Source organism: Nonomuraea marmarensis (assembly GCF_043197025.1).
GTDB classification, from domain to species: Bacteria; Actinomycetota; Actinomycetes; order Streptosporangiales; family Streptosporangiaceae; genus Nonomuraea; species Nonomuraea marmarensis.
In genome coordinates this window covers 66,905-89,397 of the sequence record NZ_JBICRM010000014.1, presented here as the reverse complement: position 1 = coordinate 89,397, position 22,493 = coordinate 66,905, and the positions used below count along the sequence as shown (strand labels likewise).

21 protein-coding genes are annotated in these 22,493 nt (G+C 71.7%); 15 read left to right on the top strand and 6 right to left on the bottom strand.

The window, feature by feature from the left end:
* The first annotated feature begins 54 nt into the window (after positions 1-54).
* The gene (locus ACFLIM_RS23610) at positions 55-843 is read left to right on the top strand and encodes an ion transporter (protein ID WP_393168804.1); all 789 of its coding nucleotides are present in this window, start codon (positions 55-57) and stop codon (positions 841-843) included.
* Here ACFLIM_RS23610 and ACFLIM_RS23605 read toward each other — a convergent pair.
* On the bottom strand, positions 817-1,146 hold the full coding sequence (locus ACFLIM_RS23605) for a hypothetical protein (RefSeq protein WP_393168803.1): 330 nt from the start codon (positions 1,144-1,146) through the stop codon (positions 817-819). The genes ACFLIM_RS23610 and ACFLIM_RS23605 overlap by 27 nt on opposite strands.
* A 2-nt stretch (positions 1,147-1,148) precedes the next feature.
* Positions 1,149-1,763: a 30S ribosomal protein S4 gene (gene rpsD, locus ACFLIM_RS23600; RefSeq protein ID WP_393169054.1), complete on the bottom strand. Its 615-nt coding sequence runs from the start codon at positions 1,761-1,763 to the stop codon at positions 1,149-1,151.
* Between the two features lie 76 nt (positions 1,764-1,839).
* Here rpsD and ACFLIM_RS23595 point away from each other — a divergent pair, with 76 nt between their 5' ends.
* Positions 1,840-2,541 carry a DUF2470 domain-containing protein gene (locus ACFLIM_RS23595; RefSeq protein ID WP_393168801.1) on the top strand — a complete coding sequence of 234 codons (702 nt, stop codon included), beginning with the start codon at positions 1,840-1,842 and terminating at the stop codon, positions 2,539-2,541.
* A 114-nt stretch (positions 2,542-2,655) separates the two neighbouring features.
* Entirely contained in the window at positions 2,656-3,348 is a 693-nt protein-coding gene (locus ACFLIM_RS23590; protein WP_393169057.1) for a hypothetical protein, read from the top strand.
* Between the two features lie 147 nt (positions 3,349-3,495).
* On the opposite strand, the gene ACFLIM_RS23585 is transcribed toward ACFLIM_RS23590, so the two are convergent.
* Complete coding sequence (locus ACFLIM_RS23585) at positions 3,496-4,701, bottom strand: ROK family transcriptional regulator (RefSeq protein ID WP_393168799.1); 1,206 nt, start codon at positions 4,699-4,701, stop codon at positions 3,496-3,498.
* A 217-nt stretch (positions 4,702-4,918) separates the two neighbouring features.
* Here ACFLIM_RS23585 and zwf point away from each other — a divergent pair, with 217 nt between their 5' ends.
* The 4 genes from zwf to eda all read left to right on the top strand — a co-directional run bounded on the left by zwf (position 4,919) and on the right by eda (position 10,076).
* A complete protein-coding gene (gene zwf, locus ACFLIM_RS23580) occupies positions 4,919-6,319 on the top strand; it encodes a glucose-6-phosphate dehydrogenase (RefSeq protein ID WP_393169052.1) in 1,401 nt (466 codons plus the stop codon).
* Between the two features lie 67 nt (positions 6,320-6,386).
* Positions 6,387-8,330: a phosphogluconate dehydratase gene (edd, locus tag ACFLIM_RS23575; protein ID WP_393168797.1), complete on the top strand. Its 1,944-nt coding sequence runs from the start codon at positions 6,387-6,389 to the stop codon at positions 8,328-8,330.
* Positions 8,331-8,445: 115 nt separating this feature from the next.
* Positions 8,446-9,411 carry a glucokinase gene (gene glk / locus ACFLIM_RS23570; RefSeq protein WP_393168795.1) on the top strand — a complete coding sequence of 322 codons (966 nt, stop codon included), beginning with the start codon at positions 8,446-8,448 and terminating at the stop codon, positions 9,409-9,411.
* Between the two features lie 53 nt (positions 9,412-9,464).
* Entirely contained in the window at positions 9,465-10,076 is a 612-nt protein-coding gene (gene eda / locus ACFLIM_RS23565; RefSeq protein WP_393168793.1) for a bifunctional 4-hydroxy-2-oxoglutarate aldolase/2-dehydro-3-deoxy-phosphogluconate aldolase, read from the top strand.
* A gap of 7 nt (positions 10,077-10,083) precedes the next feature.
* Here eda and ACFLIM_RS23560 read toward each other — a convergent pair whose 3' ends face one another.
* Positions 10,084-10,992, bottom strand: a complete 909-nt coding sequence (locus ACFLIM_RS23560; protein ID WP_393168791.1) for a LysR family transcriptional regulator — start codon at positions 10,990-10,992, stop codon at positions 10,084-10,086.
* An 85-nt stretch (positions 10,993-11,077) separates the two neighbouring features.
* Here ACFLIM_RS23560 and ACFLIM_RS23555 point away from each other — a divergent pair, with 85 nt between their 5' ends.
* The 7 genes from ACFLIM_RS23555 to ACFLIM_RS23525 all read left to right on the top strand — a co-directional run bounded on the left by ACFLIM_RS23555 (position 11,078) and on the right by ACFLIM_RS23525 (position 19,873).
* Positions 11,078-11,938, top strand: a complete 861-nt coding sequence (locus tag ACFLIM_RS23555) for an FAD binding domain-containing protein (RefSeq protein ID WP_393168789.1) — start codon at positions 11,078-11,080, stop codon at positions 11,936-11,938.
* Between the two features lies 1 nt (position 11,939).
* Positions 11,940-12,398 carry a (2Fe-2S)-binding protein gene (locus ACFLIM_RS23550; protein WP_393168787.1) on the top strand — a complete coding sequence of 153 codons (459 nt, stop codon included), beginning with the start codon at positions 11,940-11,942 and terminating at the stop codon, positions 12,396-12,398.
* An 11-nt stretch (positions 12,399-12,409) separates the two neighbouring features.
* Complete coding sequence (locus tag ACFLIM_RS23545; RefSeq protein WP_393168785.1) at positions 12,410-14,743, top strand: aerobic carbon-monoxide dehydrogenase large subunit; 2,334 nt, start codon at positions 12,410-12,412, stop codon at positions 14,741-14,743.
* Positions 14,740-15,462, top strand: a complete 723-nt coding sequence (locus ACFLIM_RS23540) for an XdhC family protein (protein ID WP_393168784.1) — start codon at positions 14,740-14,742, stop codon at positions 15,460-15,462. Before ACFLIM_RS23545 ends, ACFLIM_RS23540 begins: the two co-directional genes overlap by 4 nt.
* 100 nt (positions 15,463-15,562) lie before the next feature.
* The gene (locus ACFLIM_RS23535) at positions 15,563-16,342 is read left to right on the top strand and encodes an IclR family transcriptional regulator (RefSeq protein WP_393168782.1); all 780 of its coding nucleotides are present in this window, start codon (positions 15,563-15,565) and stop codon (positions 16,340-16,342) included.
* Between the two features lie 211 nt (positions 16,343-16,553).
* Entirely contained in the window at positions 16,554-17,717 is a 1,164-nt protein-coding gene (locus ACFLIM_RS23530; RefSeq protein ID WP_393168780.1) for a cytochrome P450, read from the top strand.
* 302 nt (positions 17,718-18,019) lie between these two features.
* A complete protein-coding gene (locus tag ACFLIM_RS23525; RefSeq protein ID WP_393168779.1) occupies positions 18,020-19,873 on the top strand; it encodes a protein kinase domain-containing protein in 1,854 nt (617 codons plus the stop codon).
* A gap of 4 nt (positions 19,874-19,877) precedes the next feature.
* Here ACFLIM_RS23525 and ACFLIM_RS23520 read toward each other — a convergent pair whose 3' ends face one another.
* On the bottom strand, positions 19,878-20,123 hold the full coding sequence (locus ACFLIM_RS23520; RefSeq protein ID WP_393168777.1) for a hypothetical protein: 246 nt from the start codon (positions 20,121-20,123) through the stop codon (positions 19,878-19,880).
* A gap of 104 nt (positions 20,124-20,227) precedes the next feature.
* Here ACFLIM_RS23520 and ACFLIM_RS23515 point away from each other — a divergent pair, with 104 nt between their 5' ends.
* Positions 20,228-21,460 (top strand): MFS transporter, encoded by a 1,233-nt coding sequence (locus ACFLIM_RS23515; protein WP_393168776.1) that lies wholly within the window; start codon positions 20,228-20,230, stop codon positions 21,458-21,460.
* Here the strand turns inward: ACFLIM_RS23515 and ACFLIM_RS23510 are convergent.
* Entirely contained in the window at positions 21,357-22,295 is a 939-nt protein-coding gene (locus ACFLIM_RS23510; protein ID WP_393168775.1) for a carbohydrate kinase family protein, read from the bottom strand. The genes ACFLIM_RS23515 and ACFLIM_RS23510 overlap by 104 nt on opposite strands.
* Positions 22,296-22,493: the final 198 nt, after the last annotated feature.

Genomic DNA, 22,493 nt, shown 5'->3' with positions numbered 1-22,493 from the left:
CATGTTGCGTCATCATAGGACGGCACATGATCGACCTCTTAGGAGCCTGCCCCCGTGCGTGAACGCACTCGCGACTTCCTCGCCCATCCGCGTTTCCAGCAGTTCATCATCGGCGTCATCCTGATCAACGCGGGCACCCTCGGCCTCGAGACGGTGCCGGCCGTCGTCGAGAGCCACGGCCACCTGCTCACCGCTATCGACCACGTGGCCCTCTACATCTTCGTCGCCGAACTGCTGGCCAAGGTCTACGCCGAGCGCTCGGCGTTCTTACGAGACCCGTGGAACATCTTCGACGCCCTGATCGTCGGCATCGCCCTCGCGCCCGCCTCGGGCGGCCTGTCGGTGCTGCGCTCGCTGCGCATCCTGCGCGCGCTGCGGTTGTTGTCGGTCGTGCCGAGCCTGCGCCGCGTGGTGTCGGCGCTGCTGCGCGCGATGCCGGGGATGAGCTCGATCGTGGTGCTGCTCTCCCTGGTCCTGTACGTGGCCGCCGTCATGGCCACCAAGCTCTACGGACAGACCGCCCCGGAACGTTTCGGCAGCCTGCCGACCTCGCTGTTCACCCTCTACCAGACGATGACGGGCGACGACTGGGGCAACATCGCCAGGGACGTGATGGGCGAGCACCCATCGGCCTGGATCTTCTTCACCATCTTCATCCTGGTGTGCACGTTCGTCGTGTTGAATCTCTTCCTCGCCGTGGTCGTCAGCGCGATGGACGAGGAGAACGCCGAGGAGCGGGCCGCGCTGGAGGGCACCTCGGCCCACACCCAGCAGATCCTCGACGAGCTCGCCGGGCTGCGCAAGGAGATCGCCGAGCTACGCCGGCACAACGTCCTGGACTGAGCCGCCGCGCGGCCGGTAGACCACCCGCCACAGGGCCACGGCCAGCAACAGCGCGACCACGGCCCAGGCCTGGACCAGCCCGGACACCGCGGCCACCGCCAGCGGCGCGACGACGGAGGGCACCGCCCAGCCCCAGATCCACCGTGGCTCGGCCCGCGTCGCCACACCGAGCGCGGTGGAGGCGGCGAAGTAGACGGCCAGGCCCCCGCCCAGCACCCAGCCGACGCCGCCGTGCAGGTGCGCGCCGGGCTCGGTGGCGACCACGCCGAGCCCGGCCGCCGTGGCGGTGATGCCGGCCGTCATGGCTAACGAGAATAGAACTCCACCACGAGTTGCTCGTCCACGGGGATGGTGATCTGCTCGCGTTCGGGCCGGTGCGTCAGCGTGATGCGCAGGTCGGCGTGGTCCACCGAGAGGTACGGCGCGATGCGGTCGTCGGCGTGGATCCCTTCCGCCGCGGCCACGAACGGCTGCATCCTGCGCGACCTCTCCCGGACCGTGATCACCTGTCCTGGCTTGACCAGGTAACTGGGGATGTCCACCTTGCGGCCGTCCACGGCGATGTGACCGTGGTTGACGTACTGCCTGGCCGCGTAGATCGACGGCGCCAGCCCGGCCCGCAGCACGACCGAGGCCAGGCGGGTCTCCAGCAGTGTGACCAGCTCGGCGCCGGACGCGCCCGGCTTGCGGACGGCGAGGTCCCAGTAGCGGCGGAGCTGCCGCTCCGACACGTCGTAGTACCAGCGCAGCTTCTGCTTCTCCATCAGCCGCAGCCCGTAGTCGCCGGTGGTGCGGCGGCTGGTCTTGCGGCCGTGCTCGCCCGGCGGGTAGGGGCGCTGCTCGAAGTAGCGGACGGCTTTCCTGGTCAGCGGTACGCCCGCGCGACGCGACAGTCGCACCTTCGGCCCGGTGTAGCGCACGTTCACCTCAATGTGATTAGGTAGTCCTTACTTAGGCAAGCCTAACCTACTATCGTTTGGCTCTCAAGGAGGCGCCATGTTGCCGCTCCCCGAGCGGGTCCGCACCCTTGCCGCGACCGCGAGCCTCGCCAAGTTGTCCGTCGACGGCGCTCCCTCGCCGGCGCGCGGCGGCGTCGACGAGCGTGGCCGGCCGGTGCTCCTGGTGTTGCCCGGCGAGTCGCTGCACGGCCTGCGCGAGGACGCCGTCGTGGCGGTGAACCTCACCGCGATGCGGCAACTGGGCTCCGTCTCGCACCCGCGCGGATTGATCGAGGTGCAGGGGTGGGCGCAGGCCGTACCGGAGGGCGAGGCGCGCGCCGCGGCGGTCGCGGTGGCCGCCCACAGCGCGGACGAGAGCCTGTTCGAGGCGCTGGAACGGTACGGGGAGCGCGGCACGCCCCGGCTGCTGCGGCTGGACGTGGGCCAGGTCGTCTACCTGACCGGGCAGGAGTCGGGGCTGCTCGACGCCGACGACTACCTGGGGGCGGCCTCCGATCCGCTGGCCGAGATCGCCGAACGGGTGCTCGCGCACGTCAATGCCTCGCACCGGCAGCAGCTCACCGCGGGCGTGTCCAGGCAACTCGGCGAGCAGGCCGGGGAGGTGTGGTTGTGGGAGCTGGACCGGTACGGGGCGACCGTGCGGGTGGACGAGTCGCTGGTGCGCTTCCCGTGGCCGACCCCCGCGCGTTCGCACCTCTGCCTGGAGACGGCGCTGCGCGGCCTGCTGTGCACCTGCTGAGCCTTTTATGATGGAGCGCCTGATCGGCAATGGGTCTCTCGCCGAGTGGTGATTTATCTGGACATACCTTTACATTCGCCCGAAGAGTGCGCCCGCGTCTCTACCATGTGACTGGTGAGTGGGACGCACCGGTCATCGGATCTGCCCGCGCCCGCCGACGATGGCGAGCGGCGCCGGCGGGCGCTGATGGCCGCCGGGATGCTGGGCGGCACGCTGATGCTGGTCATGGCGGCGGTGTTGATCAGTGATACGTCCGGCACGAGGAGTCTCGACGTGGCCGACTGGCCTGTCACCGACCTCGGCCCCAGGGAACCCACGCCGGTCACCGTCGAACCCCACGCGACCGCTCGCCCGGCCTCGACAGCCCGCCCGAACTCGACGCCCCTGGCTTCGACGCCGCCTTCTACCTGGCCTGACCGAGGGGTCTCGCCTGCGGGTCCGGCCATGCCCGCCGACTCGCCCGCCGCCGCCAGCGCCTCCCCCACACCCGCGCGCACACCCGGCGCCGCCGGCAAGCAGGGCGCCGTCGGTGCGCTCAGGGGCGGCACCGCGGGCGCCGTCGGCGAGGTCAGGGGCGGCAGGCAGGCGACTGCGACCTGGGGTCAGGTGCAGGGGTGGGCATCGGCTCCGGGGCGGGTGCGCGGCGCGCGCCCGGCAGCCACGCCCACCGCGCCCGCCACGGTGCCCGAGCCGGCGATCGGCCCTCTGCCCGAGACCGGGCGCAGGCCGGGCACCGCACACACGCCAGGGACAGCCCGCACGCCCGGCCCCGTCGGCGCGCTCTCAGACGGCACGCCGGCACCCTAGGCCGCCGAGACAGCAGGGACTGGCCGGGTTCGAGGGCACGGTGCCGGCCGTCACGCACGACCGGTGGTTCGCCGCCGACCTCGACCGGTATCTGGTGTTCGGCGCGGACGGGCTCGTACGGGAGAGCGCCGAGCCCCGCTGGGACCTCTAACTGGAGGCCACCCGGTCGCGACGCAGAATCGAGACCTTCATGGTCTCGTCCACGGCGTCCGGCGACAGCACGTGGTCGAGTACCAGCACCGCGCAGCCGCTGATGCCCGCCCCCGAGCCCAGCCTGCTCGGCTCGATGCGCAGCCGCCTGGTCGCCAGGGCCGTGGAGCGGCGGTAGACGACCTCGCGGATGCTCGACACCAGCGGCCCGAACGCCTCCGCCATGTCCCCGCCCAGCACCACCACCGACGGGTTGAGGATGTTGACCGCCCCGGCCAGCACCTCGCCGATCCTGCGCCCGGCCTCGCGCACCGTGGCCATCGTCTCGGCGTCGCCCGCCCGCACCAGCGCGGTCACGTCCGCGATCGTCTTGACGTCCTTGCCCTTCGCCCGCAGGTCGCGCAGCAGCGCGGTGCCGCTGGCCACGGAGTCGACGCAGTCGGTGTTGCCGCAGCGGCACAACACGCCGCCGCCGTCCAGCACCGGGATGTGCCCGATCTCGCCGGCCGCGCCCAGCGCGCCGCGCAGGATCCCGCCGCCGGCGATCACGCCCGCGCCGATCCGGGTCGAGATCTTCACGAACATCAGGTCATCCAGGTCGGGGTAGGTGCCGCGGTGCTCGCCGATGGCCAGCACGTTCACGTCGTTGTCCACGAGCACGGGGACGGGGAAACGCTCGCGGATGATCGGCGGGATCACCACGCCGGTCCAGGAGGCCATCACGCGGGCGCTCTCCGTACGGCCGTGCGCGAACTCCACCGTGGCCGGCACGCCCATCCCGACGCCCCTGATCATGGACCGGGGCCGCCCGCCGAGCAGCTCGTCCCAGGTGTCCATCAGCAACGGCAACACGACGTCGGGCCCCTGCTCCACGTCCATCGCGAAGTCACGGCCCTCCAGCTCGCGCCCGGCCAGGTCGCAGACGGCCACCCTGGTGCGGCTGGCGCCGAGCGCGGCCACCAGCACCACGCCGCCCGAGGCGTTGAACTCCAGCCGGACCGGCGGCCGCCCGCCAGTGGACGGGGCGTCGTCGCGCTCCACGACCAGGCCGCGTTCCAGCAGCTCACCGACGCGCAGCTGCACCGCGGGACGCGACAGGCCGGTCACCCGGCCGAGGTCGGCCCGCGTCACGGCCTCACCGGTGCGGATGAGGCGAAGCACCTCGCCACTTGTGGCAAGGGTCGCTGCGGTACGTCGTGGCATCGGCTAAGTGAACCACATGGGGTTAGGTCATGAAAAGTCACGACTTTTTCATCTCAAATGCCAAAACTCCGCTTGTGTACGACCCAAACTCTGGTTAGTGTCCGTTCTGTCCCCGCTTGGCAGATCATCGGAGCCCCTCACCGTGTCCCCCGTCTCGACAACCAGTGCCGCCCACACCGCCGATCTCGTCGTCTTCGGCGGGACCGGCGACCTGTCCATGCGTAAGTTGCTCCCCGCGCTGTACCACAGCGACAGGGACGGCCGGCTCTCCCCGGAGTCCCGCGTCATCGCCATGTCCAGGGGCGGGCTGACCGACGCCGACTTCCGCGGCAAGGTGGACGCCGAGGTACGCGATCGGGTCCCGGTCGACGACCCCGCCGTGTGGCGACGTTTCCTGGCCCGGTTGCACCACGTGTCGGTCGATGTGGGTGGTGCGGACAAGACCGGCTGGAACGCCCTGGCGGCACTGCTGGGCGAGCACGAGCAGCGCGACCGGGTCTTCTATCTGGCCAGCCCGCCGCGGACGTTCGGGCCCTTCTGCCGCGAGCTGCACGAGGCCGGGCTGGTGACGCCGCGCTCGCGGGTGGTGCTGGAGAAGCCCCTGGGCCACGACCTGCCGAGCGCGCAGCGGATCAACGACGAAGTCGGCGCCATCTTCGACGAGCGCCAGATCTTCCGCATCGACCACTACCTGGGCAAGGAGACCGTACAGAACCTCCTGGTCCTGCGTTTCGCCAACGCCTTCCTGGAACCGATCTGGAACTCCCTCTGGATCGACCACGTCCAGATCACCGCCGCCGAGACCGTCGGCACGCCCGGCCGGCGCGGCTACTACGACCACGCGGGCGCGCTGCGCGACATGGTGCAGAACCACCTGCTCCAGCTCCTCACGCTGACCGCGATGGAGCCGCCGGCCCGCAACGACCGCGAGGCCATCCGCGACGAGAAGGTCAAGGTGCTGCAGGCGCTGCGGCCGATCACGGGCACGGAGGCGGACCGCTTCACCGTGCGCGGCCAGTACGTCGAGGCCGCCGGCATGCCCGGCTACCTGGACGAGCCCGCCTCCACGCCGCCGACCGAGGCCTCGCGGCGGGTGGAGACGTTCACCGCGATCCGGGCCGAGGTCAAGAACTGGCGGTGGGCGGGGGTGCCGTTCTACCTGCGTACCGGGAAGCGGATGCCGTACCGGCGGTCGGAGATCGTGGTGCAGTTCAAGGACGTGCCGCACTCCATCTACCCCGGTGGCGCGCCGAACCGCCTGGTGTTGGGGCTGCAGCCGGAGGAGGGCATCGAGCTGCACATCATGGCCAAGGAGCCGGGCGCGGGCGAGGTGACGCTGAAGCCGGTGCCGCTGTCGCTGAGCTTCGGCAAGACGTTCACGGCGCGGGTGCCGGAGGCGTACGAGCGGCTGCTGACGGACGTGCTGGCCGGGAACCCGACGTTATTCATGCGCCGCGACGAGGTGGAGGCGGCCTGGCGCTGGATCGACCCGATCCTGTCGGCCTGGGAGTCGTCGGCCGACCTGCCCGAGCCCTACCCGGCCGGGTCCACCGGCCCCGCCGGGGCCCACGAACTGCTCGGCCGCAGCGGTCGCGCCTGGCACGAGGAGGAAGCGTGAACGAGCGCAGCGAGCGAACCATCAGACGCAGCAACCCCGGGTTCATGGACCCGACGAAGGAGGGACCATGAACCCGATTATTCAGGACATCACCGACCGCATCGTCGAGCGCAGCGCCGCCAGCCGTACCGCCTACCTGGCGCGGATCCGGCGCGACGGCGAGGCCGCGCGGGCGAAGGGCCCGGCGCGGGCGCACCTCGGGTGCGCGAATCTGGCGCACGGCTTCGCCGGCGCGTCTTCCGAGGACAAGCCCGCTTTGAGAGGTACGGCGAAGCCGGGCGTGGCCATCGTGACGAGCTACAACGACATGTTGTCGGCCCACCAGCCGTACGAGACGTACCCGCCCGAGTTGAAGGCGGCCGTGCGCAGGGCCGGGGGCGTGGCGCAGGTGGCGGGCGGCGTGCCCGCGATGTGCGACGGCATCACCCAGGGCCGCGCCGGCATGGAGTTGTCCCTCTACAGCCGCGACGTGATCGCCATGGCGACCGCGATCGCGCTGTCGCACGACATGTTCGACGCGACGCTGCTGCTGGGCGTGTGCGACAAGATCGTGCCCGGGCTGTTCGTCGGGGCGCTGCACTTCGGGCACCTGCCCGCGATCTTCGTGCCCGCCGGGCCGATGGCCTCCGGGCTGCCGAACAAGGTCAAGGCCCGCACCCGCCAGCTCTTCGCCGAGGGCAAGGTGGGGCGCGAGGAGCTGCTCGACGCCGAGGCCAAGTCGTACCACTCCCCCGGCACCTGCACCTTCTACGGCACCGCGAACTCCAACCAGGCGCTGATGGAGGTCATGGGCCTGCACCTGCCCGGCTCGACGTTCGTCAACCCGCACACCGAGCTGCGTCACGCCCTCACCGAGGCGGCCGGGCGCCGGGCGGTGGAGATCACCGCGCACGGCTCCGAGTACACGCCCATCGGTGAGCTGGTGGACGAGAAGGCCATCGTGAACGCGTGTGTCGCGCTGCTGGCCACCGGCGGGTCCACGAACCACACCATCCACCTGGTGGCCATGGCGGCGGCCGCGGGTATCGTACTGACCTGGGACGACCTGGCTCGCCTGTCGCGGGTCGTGCCGTCGCTCACCAAGATCTACCCGAACGGCCAGGCGGACGTGAACCACTTCCGCGACGCCGGCGGCATGCAGGTGCTCATCGGCGACCTGCTCGACGAGGGGCTACTGCACGCCGACGTGCTGACCGTGGCGGGGCGCGGGCTCGACCACTACCGTTCGGCGCCCGCTCTCGTGGACGGCGAGCTGGTGTGGTCGCCGGTCACCGGCGGCAGCGCCGATCTGGACGTGTTGCGGCCGGTCTCGGCGCCGTTCTCGGCCGACGGCGGGATCCACATGGTCGAGGGGAATCTGGGCCGCGCCGTCAGCAAGGTGTCCGCGGTCAAGCCGGAGCACCTGGTGATCGAGGCACCGGCGAAGGTGTTCGACGACCAGCTCGACCTGCTGCGGGCGTTCGAGGCGGGCGAGCTGGACGGGCAGGACTTCGTAGCGGTCATCCGCTACCAGGGGCCCAGCGCGAACGGCATGCCCGAGCTGCACAAGCTCACGCCGCCGCTGGCCGTGCTGCTGGACAGGGGGCAGCGGGTGGCGATCGTCACCGACGGCCGGATGTCCGGGGCGTCCGGGAAGGTGCCCGCCGCCATCCACCTGTCGCCGGAGGCGGCCGACGGCGGGCCGATCGCGCTGGTCCGCGACGGTGACGTGATCAGGCTGGACTCGGCGGCCGGGACGCTGGAGCTGCTGGTGCCCGCCGAGAAGCTGGCGCTGCGCACGCCCGCGGGCCGGCCGCTGAGCGACGCGCAGTGGGTCGGGACGGGGCGCGAGCTGTTCGCGGCGTTCCGCCGGATGGCCGGGCACGCGGAGCAGGGGGCCGGGATCTTCGGGGTGAGCGGCGCCGAGTCGCCACACCACGGCCCCGGGCTCGGCTTCCCGTCCGAGGCCGGCGCCTCGCACCTGGAGACGGGAACGCCGGTCGGCGCGCAACCCGCCGGACTGGCTCGGTGACCGCTTTTGACGCTGTACGTGCTCACCGCCCTGTATGGGGTGGCGTGCGCGTTCATGGCATCCTTCGGTATATGGCGAGCGATCTTGACCTTGCTCTGAATGCCGGAGGTATGCGGTGAGTGCCTTTGACCTTCCCTGGCTGGTGGCCGACATCGGGGGGACCAACGCCCGGTTCGGCCTGGTCACCTCGCTGGGAGCGCGGCCGTCGAACGTCGCGGTCCTGGCCGGGGCCGACTACGACACCCTCCCCGAAGCCGTAGCCGCCTATCTCGCCGAACACGCGGGCGGAGTGCGACCGGGGGCGGCGTGCCTGGCCGTGGCCGGGCCGATCGACGGCGACCGCTACCGGCTCACGAACTCCACGTGGGCCGGGTCCGTACGGGATCTCGACGTGCCGTACGCGCGGCTGCTCAACGACTTCGAGGCGCTGGCCGTGTCGCTGCCGCACCTGGAGGGCGACGACCTGGTGTCGCTCGGCGGCCCCGACCCGGCCCACGGGGTCAAGGCCGTGCTGGGGCCGGGGACCGGGCTGGGGGTGGGCGGGCTGGTGCCGACCGAGCACGGCTGGACGCCGATTCCGGGCGAGGGCGGGCACGTCACGGTGCCGGTGGTGGACCAGCGGGAGCTGGAGATCGTACGGGTGCTGCAGTCGGAGGGGCTGCCGCACGTGGTGGCCGAGCACGTGCTGTCCGGACCTGGGCTGGTACGGCTGCACCGGGCGCTCGCCCAGGTGAACGGCGTCACCGCGCCCGACCTGACCAGCTCGGACATCGTGGCCCGGCTGGACGACTCGCTGTGCGCCGAGACGGTCGAGGTGTTCTGCGGGATGCTGGGCTGCTTCGCCGGGAACGTGGCGCTGACGCTCGGGGCTCGGGGTGGGGTCTATCTGGGCGGCGGAGTGTTGCCACGTATCGTGGAACGCGTGCGTACCAGCAGTTTCCGCACGCGGTTCGCCGCCAATCCCGACATGCCCGGATATCTGGCGGCCATCGGGACCGCGCTGATCGTCGCGCCCCAACCGGCGCTGACGGGCGCGGCGGCGTGGCTGAGCCAGCGTGCCCGCAGGGAGCTCGTGAGCTGAGGCTCGTGCTCGTGACTAGACGGCCGTAGACGGCCGATGAGGAGAAGGAACCCATGAGCTTGCTCGATCTCGCCCCAGTGATCCCCGTCGTGGTGATCGAGGACGTCGAGACCGCCGTGCCGCTGGCCCAGGCGCTGGTCGCCGGGGGCCTGCCGGTCATCGAGGTGACGCTGCGCACGCCGGCCGCGCGGGAGGCCATCGCCAGGATCGCCGACGAGGTGCCCGAGGCGACGGTCGGCGCGGGGACGATCCGGACTACCGCCGATATTTCAGCCTCCGTGGCCGCCGGCGCGAAGTTCCTGGTCTCGCCGGGTACGACCCTGTCGCTGGTCGAGGCGCTGGACTCGAGCGGGGTCCCGTACCTGCCGGGGGCCGCGACCGTGTCGGAGGTGATGGCGCTGGCCGAGCGGGGGATCAAGGAGCTGAAGTTCTTCCCCGCGGAGGCGGCGGGCGGGGTGCCGTACCTGAAGTCGCTGGGCGGGCCGCTGCCCGACGTGCGGTTCTGCCCGACCGGTGGGATCAGGGTGGACACCGCGCCGAGCTATCTCGCGTTGCCGAACGTGGGGTGTGTCGGCGGCACCTGGCTGACTCCCGCCGATGCGCTGGCGGCCGGTGACTGGGCGCGCGTCGAGAAGCTCGCGTCCGAGGCCGCCGCGCTCCGGTAGACCCGGGTCAGCTCCAGATGGAGACGTGGATCGGGGGGCGGAAGCGGCTTCGGGGGATGCCATCGTCGGGGCTGCGCATGACCTGGGTGGCCGCCGGAGTCGTCAGGAAGTCCAGGAAGGTGCCTGCGGCGGCCGACCGGTTCGCGGGCTCCAGCGTCGTGGCGTACCAGTAGGCCGGGAGCGGGGTGGCCGCGGTGTCGATGGCCACCAGTTCGCCCCGGCGCACCTGTGACGTCACCAGGTGCGCAGTGGCGGGCGCCACTCCCGCGCCCCCTGCGGCCGCCTTCCACGCCGCCGTCTGGTTCGCGAAGACGCGGACCTGTGACTCCGGCACCCGGAGCAGCCGCAACAACCGGCTGGTGTCGCTGACCGGGTCGGTGCCCGAGGGGCCGACCAGCCAGTGGTCCCGGCGCCCGCGCGGCGCGCCGACCACGATGAGGCGGCAGCGCAACACCGGCCTGCTCACCAGTCCATCGCCCACGACTTGGGCTCCGAGCGCGACGTCGGCCAGGCGGCTGGACAGCAGCAGCGGCACCTCGGCCGTGGCCGCCACGCCGGTCGAGGCGTCCACCGTCTTGCGCTGGGTGAACAGGCAGATCAGCGTGCCCGCGACGTACTCGGCGAGCCCGGCGTCCATGACCACGTGCAGCGGGGCGGGGCGGCCCGGCTGGACGGCGGCGACCGCCTCCGCGCCGAGCGCGACGATCTGCGCGGCGATCCCGAGCAGCCGCCGGCCGCCCTCCGTCAGCACCATCCTGTCGCCGGTACGGGTCAGCAGCGGGTCTCCCAGGTGCTTGCGGAGCTGGGCCAGCGACTGGGAGACCGCGGGCTCGCTCACCCCGAGCGCACGTGCCGCCGCCTTGACGGAACCCAGGCGGGCGACGAAAACGAACGCGCCGAGCTGGCTGAGGGTCACTCACCCTTCATAGATGGCGAAACCGTATTAAGGAATCCCTTATTTGTGGATTGTCGCGACAAATCGGTAACAGCAATGTGCAGTCATGCAGGTTCCCGCGAGGTTCGAATACGAGAGAGCCGACAGCGTGCCGCACGCGATCGAGCTGCTGGCGCGGTACGGCCCCGACGCCAGGATCGTCGCAGGCGGTCACAGCCTCATCCCGATGATGAAGTTGCGCCTGGCCCAGCCCGAGGCGCTGATCGACATCAACGGCCTGGCCGAGCTCGGGCGGATCGCCGTCGAGGGTGCCGAGCTGGCCATCGGCGCGCTGGTACGGCACGCAGAGCTGCTCAACAGCAGCACCGCAACCGACCTTTTCCCGATATTTCGGGATGCGGAGCGAGTTATTGCCGATCCGATAGTCAGAAATCGGGGGACCGTAGGCGGCTCGTTATGCCAGGGAGACCCTTCGGAGGATTTGTCGGCCGTCTTCTCGGCGTTGCGCGGCTCGGCGGTCATCCGGGGCGCGAACGGCACGCGTACCGTGCCGATCCGGGACTTCCACCAGGGCCCGTACGAGACCGCGGTCCAGCCGGGCGAGCTGCTGCTCCAGCTCCGCGTGCCGATCACGGCGCGGACGGGCAGCGCGTACGAGAAGGTCGAGCGCAGAGTGGGCGACTGGCCGGTGGCGGCGGCGGGCGCGGTCGTCACGGTCGACGGCGGCATGATCGCGCAGGCGGGCATCGGGCTGACCGCGGTCGGCGCCGAGCACTTCTGCGCCCCCGAGGCCGAGCGGCACCTGATCGGTAAGCCTCCAGGCGCGGAACTGTTCGCGGAGGCGGGCAGGATCGCGGCCGAGCACTGCGACCCGCACCCCGACCAGCGCGGGCCCGCCGACTACAAGCGCCACCTGGCCGCCGAGCTGACCCGGCGGGCGCTGGTCAACGCGGCAGGAAGGATCTGACATGCGCATCACGGTCACCGTGAACGGGCAGCCGTACACCAGAGAGGTCGAGCCGAGGCTGCTCCTCGTGCACTTCCTGCGCGACGAGCTGGACCTGACCGGCACCCACTGGGGCTGCGACACCTCCAACTGCGGCGTCTGCACCGTGCAGCTCGACGGCGTGCCGGTCAAGTCGTGCACGGTGCTCGCCGTCATGGCCGACGGCCACGAGGTGACCACCGTGGAGGGACTGGAGCGAGACGGGGAGCTGGACGCGGTGCAGAAGGGGTTCGTGGAGTGCCATGGGCTGCAGTGCGGGTTCTGCACGCCGGGCATGCTGCTGACCGCGCGCTGGCTGCTCGACCACAACCCCGACCCCGACGAGGGCCAGATCCGCGAGGCCATCTCGGGACAACTGTGCCGGTGCACCGGCTACGAGAACATCGTCCGCTCGATCCGCTGGGCAGCTGAGGCCAAATGAGCTACGGACCCATGCACCGCAAAGAGGACGCCCGCTTCATCCGGGGCCGCGGCAACTACACCGACGACGTACGGCTGCCCGGCATGCTGTACGGCGCCGTGCTGCGCAGCCCGCACGCGCACGCCAGGATCGTCTCCATCGACACGAGCGCCGCCGAGTCGCACCCTAAAGTCAAGGCCGTCATCACCGGCGAGACCCTCGCCGGGCTGAACCTGGCCTGGATGCCCACGCTGTCGAACGACATCCAGGCGGTGCTGGCCACGGACAAGGTGCGCTTCCAAGGGCAGGAGGTCGCGTTCGTGGTGGCGGAGGACGCCTACTCGGCGCGCGACGCGCTGGAGCTGATCGACGTCGAGTACGACCCCATCGACGTCGTCATCGACGCCCGCCGGGCCCTCGACCCCGGTGCCCCGGTCATCAGGGACGATCTCGAAGGCCGTACCGACAACCGCATCTTCGACTGGGAGGCGGGTGACAAGGCGCGGACCGACGCCGCCTTCGAGCAGGCGGAGGTGACGGTGGCGCAGGACATGCTCTATCCGCGCGTGCACCCGGCGCCGCTGGAGACGTGCGGCGCGCTCGCCGACTTCGACAAGGTGACCGGCAAGCTCACCGTCTGGTGCCCCACCCAGGCGCCGCACGCGCACCGCACGCTGTACGCGATGGTGGCCGGGCTGCCCGAGCACAAGATCCGGGTGATCTCGCCGGACATTGGCGGCGGCTTCGGCGGCAAAGTCGGGATTTATCCGGGATATGTGTGTGCGATCGTCGGCTCGATCGTCACCGGCAAGCCGGTCAAATGGATGGAGGACCGCTCGGAGAACCTCATGAGCACCGCCTTCGCCCGCGACTACCACATGCGCGGCGAAGTGGCCGCCACCCGCGACGGCAAGATCCAGGCGATCCGGGTGCAGGTGACGGCCGACCACGGCGCGTTCAACGGCACCGCGCAGCCCACCAAGTTCCCGGCGGGGTTCTTCCACGTCTTCTCCGGCTCGTACGACATCGAAGCCGCGCACTGCGAGGTCACCGGCGTCTACACGAACAAGGCCCCCGGCGGTGTCGCCTACGCCTGCTCCTTCCGCGTCACCGAGGCCGTCTACCTGGTCGAGCGCATGGTCGACGTGCTGGCCGCCGAGCTCGGCCTGGACCCGGCCGAGGTGCGGATGCGCAACCTGCTCAGGCCGGAGCAGTTCCCGTACCACTCCCCCACCGGCTGGGAGTACGACTCCGGCGACTACCCCAGGGCGCTGCGCCTGGCCATGGACATGGCCGGGTACGACAAGCTGCGCGCCGAGCAGGCCGACAAGCGGGCCAGGGGCGAGCTGATGGGCATCGGCGTCAGCTTCTTCACCGAGGCCGTCGGCGCCGGGCCGCGCAAGCACATGGACATCCTCGGTCTCGGCATGGCCGACGGCGCCGAGTTGCGGGTGCATCCGACGGGCAAGGCGGTGTTGCGGGTCTCGTGCCAGTCGCAGGGTCAGGGGCACGAGACCACGTTCGCCCAGATCGTCGGACAGGAGCTGGGCATCCCGGCCGACGACGTGGAGGTGGTGCACGGGGACACCGACCAGACGCCGTTCGGCCTGGGCACGTACGGCTCCCGCTCCACCCCCGTCTCCGGCGCCGCCACGGCGATCGTGGCCAGGAAGGTACGCGACCGGGCCAAGATCGTGGCGGCGGCCATGCTGGAGGCGTCGCCCGACGACCTGGAATGGGACTCCGGCAAGTGGTCGGTCGTGGGCGACCCGGCCAGCGGCAAGTCCATGGCGGAGATCGCGCTGGCCGCGCACTCGAGCCTGGAGCTGCCCGAAGGGGTCGAAGGCCACCTGGACGCGGTCACCGTCTACAACCCGCCCAACCTCACCTATCCGTTCGGCGCGTACATCTGCGTGGTGGACGTCGACCCGGGAACCGGGCAGGTGAAGGTGCGCAGGTTCGTGGCGGTGGACGACTGCGGAGTGCGGATCAACCCGATGATCGTCGAGGGGCAGATCCACGGCGGGCTGGCCGACGGGGTGGGGATGGCGCTCATGCAGGTGATGGCGTTCGACGAGGACGGCAACCACCTGGGGGCGTCGTTCATGGACTACCTGCTGCCGACCGCGGTGGAGTGCCCGTCGTGGGAGCTGGGCGAGACCGTGACGCCGTCGCCGACGCACCCGATCGGGGCCAAGGGCGTCGGCGAGTCGGCCACCGTCGGGTCCCCCGCCGCCGTGGTCAACGCCGTGGTGGACGCGCTCCAGCCGTACGGTGTGCGCCACGCCGACATGCCGCTCACCCCGGCGAACGTCTGGCGCGTCGTCAACGGCGACCCCTTCCGCACGGACCTGGCGATCCCATGAGCGAGTTCCTCGGCATGCCGACTCTCCGGCCGCAGCCGGTCGTGGACCTGGAAGCCCGGGTCGCGCGGCTGCGGTCGGGGCGGGAGCCGTACGTGCTGGCCACCGTCGTCCGGGCGCAACGACCGACCAGCGCGAAGGCGGGCGACCGGGCGCTGGTGTTGCCCGACGGGACGATCGAGGGGTTCGTCGGCGGGATCTGCGCCACCGACACCGTGCGGGCGCAGAGCCTGCGCCTCCTCGATACCGGGCAGGCCACTCTGCTGCGGATCACGCCGGAGGCCGGCGCGCCGCACGAGGAGGAGGGGCTGGTCGCGGTGGGCCAGCCGTGCCTGTCCGGCGGCACGCTGGAGATCTTCCTGGAGGCCGTGCTGCCTCCCGTGCTGGTCAACGTGTACGGCGACAGCCCCATCGCCCGGGCGTTCGCCGCCGTCGGCAAGGCGCTCGGCTACCAGATCGAGTCCGGCGCGGCGATCGGCCCCGGCACCGCGGCCGTGCTGGTCGCCTCGCACGGCGTGGCCGAGGAGCCGGTCCTGCGGGACGCGCTGGCCAAGGGCGTGCCGTACATCGGGCTGATCGCCAGCCGCCGGCGCGGCGCGGCGGTGCTGGCGCAGGTGGAGGGAGGCGAGCGAGTGCATGTTCCGGCGGGTCTGGACATAGGGGCCAGAACGCCGGGCGAGGTGGCGGTTTCCGTCTACGCGGAGATCATCCGCCTTCGCTGAGCCGGGTATCGGGACGCGTGGTCACGGGTAGGCAACAGAATGTAAAACCCGCAATCCCGGGAAGCCCCTTCCGCTACTCGGAGAGCGAAAGGGACATTTCATGCCGACCGAAACGGCCAGCCAGGTTCAAAGGGTGACGGCGCCGCAGCCCGGCAGCCTGGAGAGGGGGATCGACATCCTCCTGGCGCTGAGCGCGGCCACCCGTCCGCTCACGCTGTCGCAGCTGTGCCGCAACACGGGCCTGCCCAAGTCGACCGCGCACCGGATCCTGGGCGCGCTCTGCTCGCGTGAACTGGCCAGGCGCGTGGGCACCGGCTACCTGCCGGGCGAGCTGCTGGAGACGATGGCGGGCATCACCCGCGCCCGCGTGCCCGGCACCCGCAAAGTGGTGCTGCCCTACCTGCTCTACCTGTACGAGACCACCAGGCAGACGGTGAACCTGGCCGTGCCGTCCGGCCTGGAGGCCCGCTACGTCGAGCGTCTCTACGGCCACAACCGCGTCCGGTCCCGCTCCGACGGCCTGGACCGGGCCCCGCTGCACTGCACGGCGACCGGCAAGGCGCTGCTGGCCTTCGACCCGAGGCTGCGCCAGGAGCTGCTGGCACGGGGCACGTTCGAGCGCATGACCCGCCGGACGATCATCAACCTGGCCGGGCTGGAACGTGAGCTGGCCCAGGTCCGCAGGCACGGCGTGGCGTACTCGCAGGAGGAGTACACCGAGGGCGTGGCCTGCGTGGCCGCCCCCGTGTTCGGGCCGGGCGGCCGCATCTGCATGTCGCTGGGAGTGGCCGCCCCCGCCACGGGCGCGCCGCTGGCCAAGCTCGGCATCTCCGTACGCGGCGCCGCCCAGGCCATCTCCGCCGCCCTGCTCGGCGCCTAGGCGTTCCGGCCACTGGAACGCCTGAGGATCATGCGACCGAAAGCGTTCCATTGGCCGAAACCCATGATTGCGAACGCGGCGCCGCGGCGATCACATCGACCTATGAACTTCCTTCCCCCGCCGGCCACCCAGGAGGCGCCCGCGGTCCGCCGGGTCCGTGCTCGGACGACCCCGGACCCGCGGGCGCCGGCCGGATCGCGGGAGGCCGCGCGTGCCTAGGGGCCTCCCCAGGGCCACCGTGCTGGAGAGCGTGCGCCTCGCCGCCGTCCTCGGGCCGCCGGGCACGCCGCACGTGGCCCCCGGGCGCGACCTGCTGCGCTCCCGCTCGCTGCTGGCCGAGCTCGACTCCCGGTACGGCGGCCGCCCCGTCCTGGTACGCGGCCTGCGCGGCCCGGCGCTGCTGGTCATGTCCAAGCGCGACGCCCTGCGAGTCCTGTCCGAGCACGACTCCTACGCGCCCGCCGCCGAGGAACGCCCCTTCGGCCTGACCACGGACGTCCTGCGCCCGGGGTTCATCGAGATCGCCCGAGCGGAGGCGAAGGGGCTGACCAGCGGCGTGGTGGACCACACCCGGCTGAACGCCTGCTGGCAGCGCGTGGCCAGGCGCTGCGTCTACGGCGACGGCGCGGCCGGGGACGAGGAGCTCACCCGGTTGCTGGAGGCGGTCACGCGGGCCGGCCGGCGCCGGTCCCGGCAGCGGGCTCAACGGCGGGTTCAGCGGCGGCGGGAGATCCTCTCGGGCCGCTACGACGCGCGGATCATCGACCACCTGCACCGCGCCGAGCCCGGCAGCCTGGCCGGCCTGATCGCCGAGACCCCAGACGCCGAGGCGCGCGGGCTCATGCAGGCCGCGTTCTGGCTGATGGGGCTGGGCGTGGCCGCGACGGCGCTGACGCAGACCCTGGCCCTGCTCGCCGCCCACCCGACCCACCGCAAGGCGGCCCGCGCCGACCCCGACCACCTGCGTGCGTGCCTGCGCGAGGGGCTGCGCCTGTGGCCGCCGGTGCCGGTCCTGTCCCGCGTCACCACCGCCGAGACCGGCTGGTACGGCACCACCCTGCCCGCCGGCCTGACCGTGCTCGTCCCGATCGCGGCGCACCAGCGCAACCCGCGCCTGCCGTACGCGAACACGTTCGCGCCCGAGATCTGGCTGGACGGGACCGCGGCGGACGAATGGTGGGCCCGGCCGGGATGCGACGGCGTGCACCTGACGCTGGCGGTCGGCACGGCCTTCCTCGGCGGCATCCTGCGCGACGCCCGCCCAAAACCGGTCGGGCGCGTGCTCTCGCCGCACCGCCCGCTGCCCCACACGCTCAACATGTCGCGCCTGCGGGTCACGATGCGCCCCGCGCGCCGCAAGCCTCCACACGCCTGACGGCACCGGCCCGCTCAGGGTCGTCCGCACGCCTGACGGGGCATGCCTGCTCAAGGCTACTGGATCATGCTCATTGGTCGCTCACCGCTCCTCATTCGCTCCGCGGAGTGCCTCGTCCCTCGGCCCTCCACTCCGCTTCGCGACGCACTCTGTTCACTTGCTCGCTCCGCTCGCTGGGCGTCGGGTTCGCTCCACCGGGCAGGCCCTTCCTCCGTTAGAGTCTTGGGTACAAACGGGATGCCGGGCGGCGGAACGGTTCGGGTCGCTACCGGATGACCAGCCGGGTGGAGGATCGGTTCGGGTTGAGACGGGATGACGACGGCGAGAGGACGGCGACGTTGGGGCGCTCCGCAGGCACTCCGCTGAAGCCGGAAGATCCGCCGGCGATCGGCCCCTACGAGCTGATCAGCCGTCTCGGCTCCGGCGGCATGGGGGTCGTCTACCTCGCCAAGGCCGCCGACGGGCAGCGGGTGGCGCTCAAGGCGATCCGGCGCGACTTCACCGCCGATCCGGTCTACCGGGCGCGGTTCCACGAGGAGGTCTCCAACGCGCGCAAGGTGGCCTCGTTCTGCACGGCCCGCGTGCTCGACCACGGCGAGGACGGCGGCGTCCTCTACCTCGTCACCGAGTACATCGACGGCATCTCGCTGGAAGACCACCTGATCGAGCACGGGGCGTTGTCGCCTTCCGTGCTGCACGCGGCGGCCGTGGGCGTGGCCGCCGCGCTGACCGCGATCCACGCGGCGGGGCTGGTGCACCGCGACCTCAAGCCGGCGAACGTGATGCTGACGCTGGCCGGGCCGCGAGTGATCGACTTCGGGCTGGCGCGTTCGTCGCACGTGGACTCCCGGCACACGAACGCGGGCATGGTGATGGGCACGCCCGGGTGGATCGCTCCCGAGCAGGTCTTCGAGGGCCGCACGACCCCGGCGGGCGACGTGTTCGCGTGGGGGTCGCTGATCGCGTACGCGGGGCTCGGGGGGCATCCGTTCGGAGAGGGCGACGCTTACGTGATGGCGGCTCGGGCCCGCACTGCGCCTCCTGACCTGCGTGGGCTGCCCGCGCCGCTGGACCGGCTGGTCGCGGCGGCCATCCACCCCGACCCGGCGCGGCGGCCCGCGGCCCGGCAGTTGCTGCTGGAGCTGGTGGAGGCGGCCGACGAGCCCGCGGCGCAACTCGCCGCCACCAAGCACCTCACCAACGCGTGGAACCCGTCGGAGTTCGGACCGCTGATGCCGCAGGCGCCGCACCGCATGCCGCCCGACCGCACCGGCCCCGTCCCGGGCACCGGCCGCCCCCAACCTCCGCGCCACCCCGGGGGGCGCGGCTCGCGTCCCGAAGGATCCGGCCGAGGCCCGCAGGCGCATCCTGAGACGTCCGGTCGAATCCCGCAGCCGCCTCACCCCGAGCGGACCGGCCCCGTGCCCGGTTCGGGCGGGGGTCCGCAGCAACCGCCCCGTGCCGAGCGCACCGGACCCGTGCCGGGAACGACGAGCCGGGCGCCGCAGCAGCCGCCGCCCGCTGAACGCACGGGCCCGACAGGCCGGGGACCGCGGCAACCCCCGCACGCCGAACGCACGGGACCGGTGCGGGCACCGCTCCCCCACCAGACCGGGCAGGCGCCGCTGCCGCACCACGCGACCACCGGGCAGGGACCGCTGCCCGGCTACCGGCCGCCCAAGCCCAAGCGGGGCGTGTTCGCCGGCTGCTTGACAGCGCTGGTCATCACGGTCGTGCTGTTAGTGGTGCTGATCGCCGTACTGGCGTGGCTGTTCCGCTCACCGGCCGCCGGTGAGAACGGGCCCGTGCGGGACGGCAAGCTGGAGTTCGCCGTGACGAGCACGAAGTGCCCCAAACCCGCGAAGGCCGCGACGAAACGCGCGTGCCAGATCGGGGTGCGGGTCGACAACGTCGGCCCCGAGGCCAGGGTGCTCTACCCCGGCCAGCAGAAGCTCATCGACGAGGACGACGAGCTGCACGGCGGCACCAAGCTGCTCGACAGGAGCGGCAAGGAGATCACGCCGATCCGCATCGAGGCCGGTCAGGCGTTCACCGGCACGCTGGTGTTCGAGCTGCCGAAGAGCCTCGACCCGGTGGGGCTCGAGGTGCACGACTCGGGGCTGAGCACGGGCGCCAGGGTCAACCTGGAGAATTAGGAGCTCAGAAGCCCTGGGCCGGGGAGACCAGGCCCTCCAGCGGGGTGCCCGTGCGGAAGCGGTGACACGTTCGGCCAGGCCGCGCCAGTAGGACGAGCGCGGGTTGCCGGTGCGGCCCGCGGGCGGCCACCAGCATCATGGCCGGCGTGTGCTCGGCCACGGGCCCGCCGTACGAGCCGGTGGCGGCGGTGAAGACCGCGCTCGGCGATGACCCCGCGCTCGGCGGCTCGTACGGCGTGCGCGACCGCATGCCGGGTGGCGTGGTGTGGCCAGCACCTTGCCGACCGGCTCCCTTGACCGCACGCCGACCCTGAGGAACTCTGAAGCGGGAAATCGTTGCCGGGGGCAGTCTGCGTGAGGCGTCCATTCATCACCCTGCTGGCCGCCAACGCCCTCTCCGTCACCGGAAACATGCTCTCCATGCTCGCCATCCCGTGGTTCGTCCTGGACACCACGGGCAGCGCCGGGCTCGCCGGGCTGGCCGCGTTCGCCACCACGTTTCCCATCGTGATATCCGCGGCCTTCGGCGGGACGATCGTGGACTGGCTGGGATTTCGCGGCACGAGCGTGTTGTCGGATCTGGCGAGCGGGCTCATCGTGCTGGCGATTCCGGTGTTGTTGCTGACCACCGGGCTCTCCTATCCGGCCCTGCTGCTGCTCCTGTTCGTACGATGGCTGGCGGCCACCCCGGGAGAGACCGCGCGCAAGGCGATGTTGCCCGACCTTTCCGCGCTCGGCCGCGTGCGCATCGAACGGGCCACGGCCGCGTATGACGGCGTTTTTCGAGGCGCCGCGATGGTAGGCGCGCCGCTCGCCGGAGTGCTGATTCTCTGGATCGGCCCGAGTGCGCTGCTGTTCTTCGACGGGGTCACCTTTCTGCTGTCCGCCGTGCTCATCGGCGGCGGAATCCCGCGGATCGACGGCGGGGGGCGCGAATCCGGTGGATATCTGAGCGATCTGCGGGCCGGCCTGGCGTTCCTCTGGCACGACAGGCTGCAAATGAGCGCCACCGCGATGATCGTGGTCACCAATATGCTCGACACGGGCGTGACGCAGGTGCTGCTGGCCCTCTACGCCCGCGATGTGGTCGCCGATCCCCGAGCGTTCGGCCTGCTCACCGGGGCGCTCGGGGCGGGCGCGGTGGCCGGGACGATCGTTTACGGCGCGGCCGGCGCACGATTACCCCGGAGGCTGACCTTCGGATGGTGTTTTCTCGTCGCCGGGGTTCCGCGTGTTCTCGTGCTGGCGCTGGGCACGCCGCTTCCGGTGGCGCTCGGGGTGGCCGCGCTTTCCGGGTTCGCGGCGGGCGCGATCAATCCCATTCTCGGTGTGTTGCAGTTCGACCGGATTCCCGCGCGCCTTCGAGCGCGGGTACTGGGCGCCATGACGGCCGCCGCCTACGCGGGCATGCCCATCGGCGGGCTGCTGGCCGGCTCGCTCACCGAATTGGCCGGTCTCACGGTCACCCTTTTCGCGTTCACCACTATGTATCTGATGGCGTCCGTTCCGCCGTTCGTGTGCCGGGCGTGGCGGGAGCTGGATCACCCGCATCCCGCGCGGACCGGCTCAGCAGCAGGGCCTCGGTGATCGGGGACTCATGGGTGCCGACGACCGTGCACGCGTGCGCCCCGGCCGTCGAACCCAGGCTGACGCACTCCTCCAGCGGCCTGCCGCGCAGGGTGCCGTACAGGAAGCCTGAGACGAAGGCGTCGCCGGCGCCGTTGCTGTCGGCGACCGGTCCCGGCAGCGGCGCGGCGGGGAAGGCGCGTACGCCGGAGTCGCGCGTCAGGACCAGGCAGCCGTCGGCGCCGCGCGTGCAGACGACCGTGTGGGCGCGGCCACGGGCGAGGACGTCGCGCATCGTGGCGACCGGGTCGGGCAGGGCGGCGGCTGACATGAACACCAGGTCGGAGCGGTGGGCGAAGTCCTTCTGGTAGTCGGCGACGCCGTCCCAGTCGTGCAGGTCGGTGGAGATGGGCAGGCCGTCCAGGTCGGGGTAGACGTGGCGGCAGAAGTCCGTGATTGACACGTGCACGTGCCTGGCGCGTACGTTCGCGTACAGCTCCCTGGGCAGCCGCTCGCCGGGCGTGGCCTTGGCGTCGTAGAACGAGGTGCGCCGCCCGTCGGGGCCCACGAGCAGGACACTGCGCCGGGTGCCCGCCACTGCGGGCCCCCACGCGCAGTCCACGTCGCGCAGCGCGTGGCGGATGAGCGCGCCATGCGCGTCGTCGCCGATCAGGTCGGCGAACGCGACGTCCAGCCCGAGCGCGTGGCAGCCCAGCGCCACGCCCGCGCCGGTGTTGCCGATCCGGTCGACGACCGGCGGCACGTGGTAGGTGTCCTGGTACGGCACCGGCAGCGCCGGAACGTAGACCGTCGTGTCGACCCCGGCGCCGCCGAGGACCAGTACGTCGCGCGTCACGTGTCCATGGTCTCGCTCCGTGAGGCGGGCTCGGTCGCCAGACGCCGCCGCCTTCCCCCGCTCTGGTCGCTTCGCTCCCGCCGCTCCTCCAGGCGACGGCACTCCCTCACCTGCTCATGGCCTCACTCCGTGAGGCGGGCTCGGTCGCCATACGCCGCCGCCTTCCCCCGCTCTGGTCGCTTCGCTCCCGCCGCTCCT

Bases quoted from the DNA above. Each gene is read 5' to 3' on its own strand.
- ACFLIM_RS23605 (WP_393168803.1), bottom strand. From the start codon at position 1,146: ATGACGGCCGGCATCACCGCCACGGCGGCCGGGCTCGGCGTGGTCGCC.
- ACFLIM_RS23595 (WP_393168801.1), top strand. From the start codon at position 1,840: ATGTTGCCGCTCCCCGAGCGGGTCCGCACCCTTGCCGCGACCGCGAGC.
- ACFLIM_RS23585 (WP_393168799.1), bottom strand. From the start codon at position 4,701: ATGCCACGACGTACCGCAGCGACCCTTGCCACAAGTGGCGAGGTGCTT.
- zwf (WP_393169052.1), top strand. From the start codon at position 4,919: ATGCGTAAGTTGCTCCCCGCGCTGTACCACAGCGACAGGGACGGCCGG.
- edd (WP_393168797.1), top strand. From the start codon at position 6,387: ATGAACCCGATTATTCAGGACATCACCGACCGCATCGTCGAGCGCAGC.
- eda (WP_393168793.1), top strand. From the start codon at position 9,465: ATGAGCTTGCTCGATCTCGCCCCAGTGATCCCCGTCGTGGTGATCGAG.
- ACFLIM_RS23555 (WP_393168789.1), top strand. From the start codon at position 11,078: ATGCAGGTTCCCGCGAGGTTCGAATACGAGAGAGCCGACAGCGTGCCG.
- ACFLIM_RS23550 (WP_393168787.1), top strand. From the start codon at position 11,940: ATGCGCATCACGGTCACCGTGAACGGGCAGCCGTACACCAGAGAGGTC.
- ACFLIM_RS23545 (WP_393168785.1), top strand. From the start codon at position 12,410: ATGCACCGCAAAGAGGACGCCCGCTTCATCCGGGGCCGCGGCAACTAC.
- ACFLIM_RS23540 (WP_393168784.1), top strand. From the start codon at position 14,740: ATGAGCGAGTTCCTCGGCATGCCGACTCTCCGGCCGCAGCCGGTCGTG.
- ACFLIM_RS23535 (WP_393168782.1), top strand. From the start codon at position 15,563: ATGCCGACCGAAACGGCCAGCCAGGTTCAAAGGGTGACGGCGCCGCAG.
- ACFLIM_RS23520 (WP_393168777.1), bottom strand. From the start codon at position 20,123: ATGCGGTCGCGCACGCCGTACGAGCCGCCGAGCGCGGGGTCATCGCCG.